Below are 12,238 nucleotides of genomic sequence, written 5' to 3' on the forward strand. Positions count from 1 at the left end.
TACGCCTGACGACCATAGCACGCGTGAACCACCTGATCCCTTGCCGAACTCAGAAGTGAAACCGCTTAGCGCCGATGGTAGTGTGGGGTCTCCCCATGCGAGAGTAGGTCATCGTCAGGCACTTATTATGAAAAATCCCTCAGGGCTGATGCCTTGGGGGATTTTTTTTTTGCGTAACACCTCACCAGTCGATAGATTTGCCATCCCAGGCCCAGAAGGTTCCACTATCTTCGGGCGTTCGCTGAGAGATGACTGCCAGCAGCTTCTCTGCTACAAATGCGGGTGCAAATAGCTTTTCGCTAGGTACTCGGTTTTGAAAAGGTTTAGAGAGGGCTGTGTCGGTGGTGCCAGGATGAAGACAAAGCACTAGCGATTGCTTATTCAGCCGCTTGAGCTCAATGGATGCTGTCTTAAGCAGCATGTTATGCGCTGCTTTGCTGGCACGATAGCTGTACCAGCCTCCTAACTGATTATCTTCGATTGAGCCAACGCGAGCCGAAAGGCTGGCAATCACTGCAGGGTGTGACCCTTTGAAAGAGTCTTTCAGTGCCGCTAGCAATAAAATTGGCACATAGGCATTGATGTTCATTGTTTGTGCAAGGCTTTCGACATTAAGCTGGTCGAGGCACTTCTCGGGCAAGAGTCGTTGCGCGTCATCATGAAGGGTGCCGATGGCATTGAAAAAGAAGTGGATTGGCTGCGAGGCTAGTTCTGTTTTAAGCGCCTGCCGGCCCTGCTCTTGAGAAACATCGAGCATTAGGTGTGTAAGATGGGGGTTGTCAATTCGTGGTGGCTGCCGGCTTACCGCAATAACATGGCCGACCTGAGAGGAAGAGAGTAGCTGATTAATAATAGCAGCACCTATTCCCCCCGAGGCGCCTACAACCACCGCTGTATAATGATGAGGCAATAAATTGAACATGATCGTCTTTTGATTTGCCGCTGAGAGTGGGTTTTCATTGAAACGTCATGCTGATGGCTTGTCGAGGGAGGTATCAGGCGGAAGCGTTGATTCTGCCGGGTTGGGCGCTGTTGCGTCCATCAGGCTTATAGAGTGTTTTTTCAGCGATTTGACGAATATAATCAAGCATTGCCTGATTATGCTTCATTCGTACGGACAACATCTGGCCCGTTAGCTCATTCATACGCGCGGCTCGCTCGCTTTTTTCAAGCAAGCTTTCCCAAGCTGCCAGGCAGCCGGCATCATGAGCTGCCGCTCTGGCGCCGTTTGCGCCTTCGGCATAACCAAGACGTTTTTGCACATTGCGCCGCACAGTCTCAATGCGCTCGAGTTCGGCCAATAAAGACTGTTTGTCTAGTGCAACTTGCGATAATGCATCACCGTCAATATCACCTTGCGTCAATAAATTTTGCTCGCTGGACAACAACGAAATTAACGCCTCAAGGCGCTGTTGCTGGTCGGTAAGCAAGGATGCAAGGCTCATTTACAGCGTCCCTTTATAGATCTTTAAGATTGGCAATTAAGCCCTCGGCGATACGGTCGGCGCGCATTTCAAGGCGACCTTCACGTATAGCATCGCGAATTTCTTCAACTTTAGCAGTATCGACGTCCTGAGATTCATCGATACTTGATTGGCTCAGTTGAGTCGATTCGCGAGCTGCGCCGCCCGGTGCGACGGGTGATACGCTATCAGCCTTTTGCGTTTCATCACGCTGCTGGGCTTGGCTTGAGCGTAATAGCGAATTAATGTTATCAATTTTCACGTTGTCTGCCTCATCGTCAACGTCGATGCGCTTGGCGCTTAGTGTAGCTTGTATAACAGTATATCGGCAGCATTGGGCCTAACTTTAGGCTGCGAATTAAAAATCCACGACCAAAATACCACGCTCGGCGACACGAGCAGTCATGATTTCTCGTGGGCCAAAACGAACTCTAATTTGCTCACCAAGAGCACCATCTTCCAATGCTTCGCCTTCGCGTGAAACTCGGAAGGCAGAACCTTGAGCTATGACAGTAACGCGCTGTCCGCGTTCAACTAAATGAGGCGCTTGTAAGTAATGCGCTAAAAAGACACTACCACTACGAATAGGACGCTGAGCTATTTTACCCACGATATCCTCTTCAGCTGTCAAAGCCTGAGCTGAGAGATCGCCGAGATTGCCCCCGCGTTCGCTAAGCATGCTTGATGTAATCAGTGTACCTCGCTCAATATCCCTGGCTGCCACCACATAATCACCAATGACATCAATCTGCGCCTGCAAATAGCGAACTTGCCGGCCATCTTCACCGCAACGCACCCCAACGGAAACGCGGCCCAAGGGTGCTTGATTGGCGTTGGCCAAAAAAGGTTCTGGCTGAACGCACTCTGGCAAATGCGGAGAGGGTGGTCGTAGGTCAATGACCACTTCCTCGCCTAATGCCTGTGTCTCTTCGTACAAAAATTGATGCACTTGTTGGAGAAGATTGTCGTCATCAGCTTGAATCCTGGTGAAGGCAGTAACGCTTAGGATTGCCCAGAAGAAGGCTAATTGCCAAAAGCGAAGCGTGCTTGGCTTAGTAAAGCGCAGTCGGAGCATGGGGAGGCCGCTTACTTGGGAGCTGAAGAAGAAGGAACGTAACGAGGAGAATCCATCGTTCAGTGTAGCGAAAAGGTAGTAGCCGTATCACGCGAAATGCTGGTGGAAACGCCAGCTGTTCCATGCTTTAGGCTGACAGCTCCAGACGTATTCTTCATCATCAACAAAATCCATTTTATTTTTTGCCTCACGCGAGGGTCGGCATGATTGATCAACTGGAATCTGCCTTTAATTTTCATCAGCAAGCAGTAGGGTTACGTCAAGCGCGTCACGAGGTGTTAGCGGCTAATATCGCCAATGCCGATACGCCTAACTATAAGGCGCGTGACATTGACTTTGCTAGTGAGCTGAAAAAAGCAGTCGAAGGTACTCAGAGTGCTTCTAGCCATACCGGAGGTGGTCTGACTTTAGCGCGTACTTCTGGTAGCCATATTGCTGGAGAAGGCCCTGCATGGCGTGGAGCGGGCAACCCCGATTTGCTTTACCGCATTCCCGACCAGCCCAGTTTGGATGGAAATACGGTTGATATGGATCGTGAGCGCACGCAGTTTGCAGATAACGCTGTTCGTTATCAAGTCGGCCTCACGATGCTCAACAGCCGTATTCAGGGGCTGAAGAATGCCATGCAGCCCGAGTGATTCTGTCTAAATTAGTGAGGAGTTAATCCACGATGTCGATGTTCTCTGCGTTTGATATTGCCGGGTCGGCAATGAGTGCCCAATCCCAGCGCATGAATGTTACCGCTAGCAATATGGCCAATGCCGACAGCGTTGCCGGGCCCGATGGTGAAACCTACCGAGCCAAGCAGGTGATGTTTGAGACCCAGTCACAAGGTAACCGCTATGGCGTTGGCGGCGTGCGCGTCACCGAGGTAGTGGAAGATGACTCACCCCTGCGGATGGAGTACATGCCCAACCACCCGGCTGCAGATGAAGAGGGTTATGTGGCAAAGCCCAACGTTGAGCCGGTGCATGAAATGGTCAATATGATTTCTGCCTCGCGCTCCTATCAAGCCAACGTTGAAGTCTTTAATACCAGTAAGCAGATGCTGATGCAGACGCTGTCACTGGGTGAGGGGTAAACCATGAATGTCGATACGAGTGTATTGAATAACATAAATGGCGGTGGTGCTAATGGCCTCTCTGCCCGCCAGTCTGATGAGCTGCGCGAAAGCTTTATGACGCTGCTGATTACGCAATTGCAGAATCAGGATCCGCTTAAGCCGATGGAAAATTCGGAGATGACCTCGCAGTTAGCACAAATTAACACGGTTAGTGGTATTGAAGAGCTGAATAGCACGCTAGAAGGTATTACCAGCCAAATGGATGCCAATCAGGCTCTGCAGGCAAGCGGTCTAATTGGCAAAGGCGTCATGGTGCCCGGTAAGGATGTGTTGCTGGAGCAAGATAGCGACGGGAACACGTATACAACGCCCTTTGGAATAGAGTTGGCCGAACCGGCAGCGAACGTTAAAGCGACGATTGTGGGGGACGATGGCCAAGTCATTAGACATCTTGATCTAGAGTCGTTGGATGCTGGTGTCCACTCTTTCGATTGGAACGGTATAAATGATCAGAAAGAAGCGGCTGCCAGCGGCCGGTATACGGTGCAGCTAGAGGTAACTGACGCTGAAGGTGAAAAAATTGAATCTACTGCCTTACAGTACGCGGTAGTCAACCGGGTGACGCCGAATGACGGCAGTGGCAGCGTTCGACTGGATTTGGGCGCTATTTACGGTCAAGTCGATCTGAACGATGTTAAACAAATTCTTTAATTGCTGACTAAACACAGTCATAAACCACAGCATTTGATTAAACACAGCTTTATTAGGGGAACAGCATGAGTTTTTCACAAGCACTCAGTGGTCTAAGCGCACAGCAACAAAAATTAGGTGCGGTGGGTAATAATATTGCCAACTCGCAGACGGTTGGTTTTAAAAGTTCTAACGTCCAGTTCGCTGATGTGTATGCTGAGTCGCGTATTGGGCTTGGTGTTCGTACTTCTAGGGTACAACAGGATTTTAGTCAAAGTAACATTGAATCCACGAACCGAAATATGGATTTAGCGATTTCGGGGGAAGGTTTCTTCCGTTTTCAGCAGCCTAATGGGGAAGTGGGTTACTCGCGTAATGGTCAACTAACGATGACGGCCGATGGGCGCTTAGTGAATGCTCAGGGTGCTCAGATCATGGGGTACGCAGCCGATGCCGAAGGCAATGTCCAGGCAGGTGGCAATGTGCAGCCGATGCAGGTGCAGCCTGGTGATCTTCAGGCTAACGCCACAACTGAGCTAGATATATCTTTGAACCTGGATTCAGGGCAGCCTGTTATAACCGAAGCTTTTGATGCTACTGATGCCAATACATATAACTACTCCAGTCCTGCTACTGTATTTGACTCTCAGGGTAATGCGCGGAACCTCACGCTGTATTTCACCAAAACGGCAGCTAATGAGTGGGATGTTAATGGGCGTATGACGGGCGGTCCTGCTGGCGCTGACATCTATGATGTCGATTTAGGAAGCTTAACATTTAACCAAAACGGTACCTTGGCAACTGATAACTCGACTGATGCTGTGTTTAATAACTCAGAATTTGGTGCCGGTAACACGTTCGAAGAATTGAATATTGCAATGAGCTTTGAGGGGTCTAGTCAATTTGCCGATGACTCAGTGGTTAAAACTACTGAGCAAGATGGTTATTCCTCTGGTGCTTTAGTGGGCATTACTATCGAAAATGACGGCACTATCATGCGCAACTACTCTAACGAGCAGTCTCGTGCGGCAGGCCAAATAGCGCTGGCCAGTTTCCGTAATCCTGAGGGCTTAAAGCCAGAAGGTAATAACCTATGGACTACCACAGGTGCTTCCGGTGAGGAGTTGGTGGGCGCGCCGGGTGCTGGCTTGCTTGGCTTGATTGAGCCAAGTGCTGTTGAAACATCCAATGTTGATATGGCTCGCGAGCTAGTCGATATGATCGTTGCCCAACGGGCCTACCAGGCCAACTCACAAACTATCAGTACCCAGGACGAGCTCCTGCAGACCATTATTAACCTTTAATGATCGGTCATTTAGGTAAGGAGTCAGTACCGTGGATCGAATGATCTATACCGCCATGAGCGGTGCTAAGCACACCATGGATCAGCAGTCAGTGGTGAGTAATAACCTGTCGAATGTAACTACCACCGGTTTTCGCGGACAGCTACAGGCTGCTCGCTCGGTGCCTGTGCAAGGCGAGGCCTTACTGGCAACGCGTACCTCGGCGGTAACCACCACGCCGGGCAGTGACTTTTCTCAGGGGCCAGTTGAGTATACTGGCCGCACCCTTGATGTCGCGATGCAGGACGACGCGTGGATGGCGGTGCAAGCAGATGACGGTACTGAAACCTATACCCGCCGTGGCGATCTGCAGATAGACAGTGACGGTGTGCTGCTCAGCGTTGGGCGACCGGTAATGGGCGAAGGTGGCCCCATTGCTATCCCGCAAGGGGCGCAAGTATCGATTGGTGCCGATGGGACGATTAGCGCCATTCCCGAAGGTGTTGGGCCGGAAGCGCTGGTCGAGGTAGGCCGAATTAAGCTGGTGACGCCTGAAGAGGGAGCGTTAACGCGTGGTGAGGACGGGCTCTTCCGTGCACCTCCTAATGAAGAAGGTGAGCCAGGGGCCTTGCCTGCCGACGAAAATGCCAAGTTGGTGAGTGGTGCACTGGAAGGCAGTAATGTCAGCGCTGTCGATGCTATGGTCTCAATGATCGATGTGGCACGCCGCTATGATATGCAGATGAAAGTGCTGAGCACCGCTGACGAAAACGCTCAGCGCGCCAACGGGATTCTATCCATTCAAGGTTGATGTTGGCCACTCAGTGCTGATGTGAGTCAGTCGGTCAAGGGAGCATAATTATGATTAAGTCCTTATGGACAGCTAAAACGGGTTTGGAGTCTCAGCAAACCAAGTTAGACGTGATTTCGAACAACCTAGCTAACGTAAGCACCAATGGTTTCAAACGCTCACGTCCGGTGTTTGAAGATCTGCTATACCAAAATATGCGTCAACCCGGCGCTCAAAATAATATCCAAGATCGGCTGCCGTCCGGTATGCAGGTGGGCACCGGCGTACGTGCCGTGGCCACTGAGCGTTTGCATACCCAAGGTGGGCTAGAGCAGACTGAAAATTCGCGCGACCTCGCGATCAATGGCGAAGGTTTCTTTCAGGTGTTGATGTCAGATGGTACGACTGCCTATACACGTGACGGCAGTTTTCAGCTTAATGAGAATGGCCAAATGGTCACTGCCAATGGCTACCCTGTTGAGCCTGCCATTTTCTTACCGGCCAATGCGTTGTCGGTAAATGTTGGTGAAGATGGCACGGTGAGCGTACGCCAGCCAGGCGTTGCAGTTGATAATGAGGTGGGGCAAATCAGCGTCAGTACCTTTATTAATCCAGCCGGTCTACAAAGTATTGGTGGCAACCTCTATCTAGAGACGGGAGCCTCTGGAGCACCCAATGAGAATATACCGGGTATGAATGGTGCGGGGCGGCTGTTCCAAGGCTATGTGGAAACGTCTAATGTCAATGTCGTTGAAGAGATGGTCAATATGATTCAGACCCAGCGAGCCTATGAAATTAATAGCAAAGCGGTGTCCACTAGCGATGAAATGTTGGCACGCTTAAGCCAGCTGTAACGGTTGTTACTCACCGGGCTTACTTATAGGTTGCGTTATGCTGGAGTTGCACCACATGTCACGTCGTATTGCGCTAGCAGGACTGGTGCTTTTTTTATTGGTTGTAGCCGGCTGCGCTCAAGTTCCAAGAGCTTCAGTGGTGGGTGAGCAAGAGCAGATCAGCATTGTTGATCGCCCGCCACCCATCCCCAATGGCTCTATTTACCAGGCTAGGCAAGGTTATCAGCCACTTTTTGAAGATCGTCGGCCGCGCGCCATGGGCGACATCTTGACCATTGTGTTGGATGAGGAGGTCAGTGCGAGCAAAAATTCGCAATCCAATGCAGGGCGTAGCGGTAGCGCTAGCCTGGAGTTAACACAGTTGCCTGATGTCCTTGATACGCTTGCAGAGTATGGTTTTGATATTTCAGGTGAAAACGACTTTACCGGTAGTGGTGGGTCACAGGCCAATAACTCCTTTACCGGTACTATCACGGTTTCGGTGTTAGAAGTAATGAATAACGGCAATTTACGTGTGCGTGGCGAGAAGCAAATTGCCATTAATCAGGGAACTGAGTTTATTCGTTTTTCCGGCGTGGTTAACCCACGTACGATTACCGCTCAAAACACCGTTCCTTCCACTCAGGTAGCGGATGCGCGAATTGAGTATGTCGGTGACGGCTATATTAATGAAGCGCAGCACATGGGTTGGCTACAACGTTTCTTCTTAAACGTCTCGCCGTTCTAGCTCTATGGGGAGCCATCAATGACAGAGCTACGCCAGGCAGGCCCTTCAATGGCAGGTCGACCAATGAACGCGGGACAGCGGGTTATCGTGATGCGGTTAAGAAATGTGTGGATTAATTGTCGGCAAGCCATCAGCGCTTGGCTTATTCAACTGACCACCTTAGTGCTAATGTGCGCGCTGGCTTTGCCTGCTCAGGCGGAAAGCGTTCGTGAACTGGCGAGCTTTGCCGGCGTTCGAGATAACCAACTGGTCGGCTATGGCTTGGTCGTCGGCCTCGACAGTACCGGCGACCAAACGACCCAGGCGCCCTTTACCAGCCAAAGCCTGACTAATATGTTGTCCCAGCTTGGGGTGACCGTGCCTGCAGGCACGAACTTGCAACTGCGCAACGTAGCTGCAGTGATGGTGACCGCTGATCTTCCTCCGTTCTCAATGCCGGGCCAGCGTCTAGATATAGTCGTTTCGTCGATAGCCAACGCACGCAGCTTGCGCGGCGGCACGCTGTTGATGACACCTTTAAAGGGGGCCGATGGTGATACCTATGCCATTGCCCAGGGCAACATGCTCGTGGGCGGCGCTGGCGCCCAAGCGGGTGGCAGTAGTGTGCAAATCAATCAGCAGGCATCGGGGCGTATTCCCAATGGCGCACTGGTTGAGAAGGAAGTGCCGCTTAACCTAGGTGGCAATGGTGGCATGCTTGAATTACAGCTTAACGACTCTGATTTTGGCACCGTTCAGCGCATGGTAACGGCGATCAATAACGAGTTTGGCCAGTCGGTGGCATATGCACGTAATGGCCGAGTAATCGCCCTGGACGGTCCTACTGATGATAATGCGCGGGTCAACTTTATGGCGCGCATTGAAAACGTTCAGGTCACACCAACGGAGGCTCCGGCACGCGTTGTGCTGAACTCACGTACCGGTTCGGTAGTGATGAACAGTGCCGTCACACTGCGGGAAGCAGCCGTAGCTCACGGCAGTCTGTCGATCATGATTGATACTCAGTTTGGCGTTAGCCAGCCGAATCCGTTTGGCGAGGGTGAGACAGTTGTGGTGCCCGACGCAGATATTGATATTGAGCAGCAAGAGGCTTATCTGCAAATCGTAGAGGGTGCCCAGCTCAACGAAGTGGTCAATGCATTGAATGCGTTAGGCGCTACCCCTCAAGACTTGATGTCGATTCTGGAGGCGTTAAAAGCATCGGGATCGCTACGTGCAGAACTGGAGGTCATTTAATGAGCGCGAGTGATATGACCAGTCAGTTTGCCCTGGACATGAACGGCTTTCAGCGGCTTCAACACACTGCACGCGTCGACCCTGAGGCTGGCGTGGGTGGCGCAGCCCAGCAGTTTGAAGCGCTATTTATTCAGATGATGATGAAGAGTATGCGTGACGCGACACCCAGTTCAGGACTGATGAATAGTAGTGCGACGGATACCTATCAATCGATGCTGGATCAACAGTGGTCACAGGTGATGGCTTCGCGTGGAATGGGCCTTGCGGATGTGCTTGTTGAGCAACTGGAGCGCCAAGGAGCCATCTCGAAAGCGCGGCCAGATGCGGATCAAGAGTTGCAAGCATTGATAGCAGGCATTCCCCGTGGCACCCCGCGTGTGCTTGACGATTCATTTGCGGCTAATCCTGACACGATTGAAACCCAGCATGAGCAGAGCAGCGGTCGATTTTTAGCCGAGCTAGAAGCCATTCGCCAAGGCGTGGAGAAGGGTAATGCGGTAGATGAATCTGCGCTAAACCCGCGAGCGCAAACGACGGCCTCTGCTCACATAGACCAATTTATTCAAACGTTAGCGGCACCTGCCCAAGCGGCCAGTGCGTCCACCGGCGTTCCTGCTGAACTCATTTTGGCCCAGGCGGCGTTAGAAACAGGCTGGGGACGGCACGAAATCGCGACTCGCACGGGCAGCAATAGTCATAACCTGTTTGGTATCAAAGCCGGTAGCCATTGGCAGGGCGAAACCACCGATATTGTGACTCATGAATATATTAATGGGCGGCGAACACAGGTGGTTGACACCTTCCGTGTCTATGACTCGTTTGAACACGCTTTTACTGATTATGCCAGCCTAATCGGCAATAACCCTCGCTATGCTGGGGTTGTTCAAGCACCCAACGCTGAGCAGGCCGCGCGTGAGCTTCAGGCAGGCGGGTATGCTACTGATCCGCTCTACGCTGAAAAGTTAGTCGCAGTGATGAATACCATGGGGCCGCTTAACGCTGAGGGAAATTTCCTGGCTGACGCTCGCTAGCCCTTTCCTCAAGTTTTTCTGTGCAGCGCCGATAATTAAAGTAGTGATAGGTATCGGCCTAAGGAATTGAACCATGAGCATGTTTTCGATCGGCTTAAGCGGCCTCAATGCCGCGCAGAATGCCCTGAATACAAGCAGTAATAATATTAGTAATGTCTATACGCCCGGCTATAACCGAGAGTTGGCCCAGTTGGGTGAGGGGCGTGTAGGTGGCGGGGTTCGTGTCAATGATATCGAGCGCCAGTTCAATACGTACGTAGCTGACCAGTTAAATAGTGCAAAAACTCAGTCAAGTGCCTTAAACACTTACTATAGTCAGGTAACGCAAATCGATAACCTGCTGGCTGATCGCGCGGCAGGCTTAGCTCCTCTAATGCAGAATTTTTTCTCATCGCTAGAAGACCTGGCGGCCTCACCCTCTGACCCAGCGGCTCGCCAGGGCGTGCTTGGCCAAGCTAATACGCTGAGTTCTCAGTTCCGCTCCTTTGATGGCTACCTGCAAGATATGCAGGGTAATATTAATGGCCAGATCAAGGATGAAGTTACCCAGATTAATAACACCACCGAGCAGATCGCTGGTTTAAATAAAGAGATTGCTTTGGCTCGCGCTCGGAGTGGGGAGGCCCCCAATAGCCTGCTCAACCAGCGCGACCAATTGGTATCAGAGCTTAATGAGCGTATGGATTTGCGCCTGAATATTCAGGATGGCAAAACCTACAATATTAGCCTGCCCAATGGTCAGCCGCTGGTGACAGGAACCAATTCGTTCCAACTAGAAGCAGTTCAAGCGGATTATGACCCTCAGCGCACGGTGGTGGGGTATCGGGATGGTGGTGGTAACGTTGTTCAGTTAGATGAGTCGACGATAACAGGCGGGGCATTGGGAGGCTTGATGTCCTTCCGTTCAGAAACCTTAGATAAGACGCAGAACCAAATTGGTCAACTGGCTGTGTCGTTGGCGACTGCTTTCAATGAGCAGCATAAGCAAGGTGTAGATCTTAACGGTGACCAGGGCGAAGACTTCTTTGCAGTGCGCGCCCCGCAAACGTATGCCGATAAGAATAATAGCTTACCCGCCGTCAATATCACTAGCGCTGAATTTGACCCCGATCAAGTTGATGCCCTTAGGGCAACTGACTATACCGTCAGTTTTGAGGCTGGTGAGCCCGTGGTTACCCGTAAAGACAATGGGCAGGTTGTAGATTTCGATCAAGACGCCTGGGATGACGATGGCGAATTAAATTTTGGTGGTGTCAGCATTGAATTCAGCGGTGTGCCGCAAGATGGTGATCGTTTTGAAATCCAGCCGGTACGGCGCGCCGCCAATGGTATGGATACTAATATTGCTGACGTAGACAAGATTGCTGCAGGTGACGCAGGTTTTATTAATGTAGGAAATAACACGGGTAACTCGTTTGAACGTGAGGGCGATTTAAACGTTAGCGATTTAGGTATCACGTCTGACGCTTTTGCCGATAACAGAAAATATCAATTTGAAGTGGAGTCGGACGGTACTGGTACGGAGGGCACGCTAACGGTGAAGCCGTCGGCAACGATAACGGTTAACGGTAATCCCTTTGATGCGTCTAGTGACACGCTGTCTGTTGGAGATGAGATTGAAGTTGATGGTATCAGCTTCACGGTTGACGGCCTTCCTGATGCAGGTGAAACGTCTTCCTTAACGGTTAGCCAGACTATTTTTGCCAGTGGTGATAACCGTAACGCTCTGGCGCTGCAAAACCTGCAAGCCGAATCGATTGTTGGTGCTAACGCAACGGTCTCCGGTGCTTATGCATCCATTGTCAGCGATGTCGGTAACCGTACCAATATCACAGAAGTGAATTTGGATGCTCGTCAAGGCCTTACCGATCAATTGCGTGCCGTACAGCAATCAGAGTCTGGAGTTAATCTAGACGAAGAAGCTGCTAACTTGATCCGTTACCAACAGTACTATCAGGCCAATGCGCGTGTGATTGACACCGCAGGTACGCTGATGGACACCATCTTGAACCTGCGCGGTTAATTC

The 12,238-nt window shown here is 51.2% G+C and carries 14 protein-coding genes and 1 rRNA gene; 11 read left to right on the top strand and 4 right to left on the bottom strand.

Annotated elements, in window-relative coordinates; all coding sequences use genetic code 11:
- Positions 1-4 precede the first annotated feature (4 nt).
- A 5S ribosomal RNA gene (rrf, locus tag ACW17M_RS19750) occupies positions 5-120 on the top strand.
- A 61-nt stretch (positions 121-181) separates the two neighbouring features.
- Here the strand turns inward: rrf and ACW17M_RS19755 are convergent.
- The 4 genes from ACW17M_RS19755 to flgA form a co-directional block, all read right to left on the bottom strand.
- Positions 182-922: an SDR family NAD(P)-dependent oxidoreductase gene (locus tag ACW17M_RS19755; RefSeq protein WP_159175882.1), complete on the bottom strand. Its 741-nt coding sequence runs from the start codon at positions 920-922 to the stop codon at positions 182-184.
- 73 nt (positions 923-995) lie between these two features.
- Positions 996-1,445: a flagella synthesis protein FlgN gene (locus tag ACW17M_RS19760; RefSeq protein ID WP_141440185.1), complete on the bottom strand. Its 450-nt coding sequence runs from the start codon at positions 1,443-1,445 to the stop codon at positions 996-998.
- 13 nt (positions 1,446-1,458) lie between these two features.
- Entirely contained in the window at positions 1,459-1,725 is a 267-nt protein-coding gene (flgM, locus tag ACW17M_RS19765) for a flagellar biosynthesis anti-sigma factor FlgM (RefSeq protein ID WP_039860564.1), read from the bottom strand.
- A 96-nt stretch (positions 1,726-1,821) separates the two neighbouring features.
- Positions 1,822-2,538 (bottom strand): flagellar basal body P-ring formation chaperone FlgA, encoded by a 717-nt coding sequence (gene flgA, locus ACW17M_RS19770; protein ID WP_009288414.1) that lies wholly within the window; start codon positions 2,536-2,538, stop codon positions 1,822-1,824.
- A 203-nt stretch (positions 2,539-2,741) separates the two neighbouring features.
- Here flgA and flgB point away from each other — a divergent pair, with 203 nt between their 5' ends.
- The 10 genes from flgB (at position 2,742) to flgK (ending at position 12,235) form a co-directional block, all read left to right on the top strand.
- Positions 2,742-3,176 (top strand): flagellar basal body rod protein FlgB, encoded by a 435-nt coding sequence (flgB, locus tag ACW17M_RS19775; RefSeq protein ID WP_027958738.1) that lies wholly within the window; start codon positions 2,742-2,744, stop codon positions 3,174-3,176.
- A gap of 32 nt (positions 3,177-3,208) precedes the next feature.
- On the top strand, positions 3,209-3,619 hold the full coding sequence (flgC, locus tag ACW17M_RS19780; protein WP_009288416.1) for a flagellar basal body rod protein FlgC: 411 nt from the start codon (positions 3,209-3,211) through the stop codon (positions 3,617-3,619).
- Positions 3,620-3,622: 3 nt separating this feature from the next.
- On the top strand, positions 3,623-4,312 hold the full coding sequence (locus ACW17M_RS19785; protein WP_233975303.1) for a flagellar hook assembly protein FlgD: 690 nt from the start codon (positions 3,623-3,625) through the stop codon (positions 4,310-4,312).
- A gap of 65 nt (positions 4,313-4,377) precedes the next feature.
- Positions 4,378-5,595, top strand: coding sequence for a flagellar hook protein FlgE (gene flgE, locus ACW17M_RS19790; protein WP_233975304.1), 1,218 nt, complete (start codon positions 4,378-4,380; stop codon positions 5,593-5,595).
- A gap of 31 nt (positions 5,596-5,626) precedes the next feature.
- Positions 5,627-6,385, top strand: coding sequence for a flagellar basal-body rod protein FlgF (gene flgF / locus ACW17M_RS19795; protein ID WP_233975305.1), 759 nt, complete (start codon positions 5,627-5,629; stop codon positions 6,383-6,385).
- A 50-nt stretch (positions 6,386-6,435) separates the two neighbouring features.
- Positions 6,436-7,218, top strand: a complete 783-nt coding sequence (gene flgG, locus ACW17M_RS19800; protein WP_233975306.1) for a flagellar basal-body rod protein FlgG — start codon at positions 6,436-6,438, stop codon at positions 7,216-7,218.
- 37 nt (positions 7,219-7,255) lie between these two features.
- Entirely contained in the window at positions 7,256-7,945 is a 690-nt protein-coding gene (locus ACW17M_RS19805; RefSeq protein WP_159175889.1) for a flagellar basal body L-ring protein FlgH, read from the top strand.
- Between the two features lie 168 nt (positions 7,946-8,113).
- On the top strand, positions 8,114-9,181 hold the full coding sequence (locus ACW17M_RS19810) for a flagellar basal body P-ring protein FlgI (protein ID WP_233975323.1): 1,068 nt from the start codon (positions 8,114-8,116) through the stop codon (positions 9,179-9,181).
- Positions 9,181-10,212 (top strand): flagellar assembly peptidoglycan hydrolase FlgJ, encoded by a 1,032-nt coding sequence (flgJ, locus tag ACW17M_RS19815; protein ID WP_427770499.1) that lies wholly within the window; start codon positions 9,181-9,183, stop codon positions 10,210-10,212. Before ACW17M_RS19810 ends, flgJ begins: the two co-directional genes overlap by 1 nt.
- 73 nt (positions 10,213-10,285) lie before the next feature.
- Positions 10,286-12,235: a flagellar hook-associated protein FlgK gene (gene flgK / locus ACW17M_RS19820; protein WP_427770501.1), complete on the top strand. Its 1,950-nt coding sequence runs from the start codon at positions 10,286-10,288 to the stop codon at positions 12,233-12,235.
- Positions 12,236-12,238 lie beyond the last annotated feature (3 nt).

The organism is Vreelandella sp. 2A-K22 (assembly GCF_054065485.1).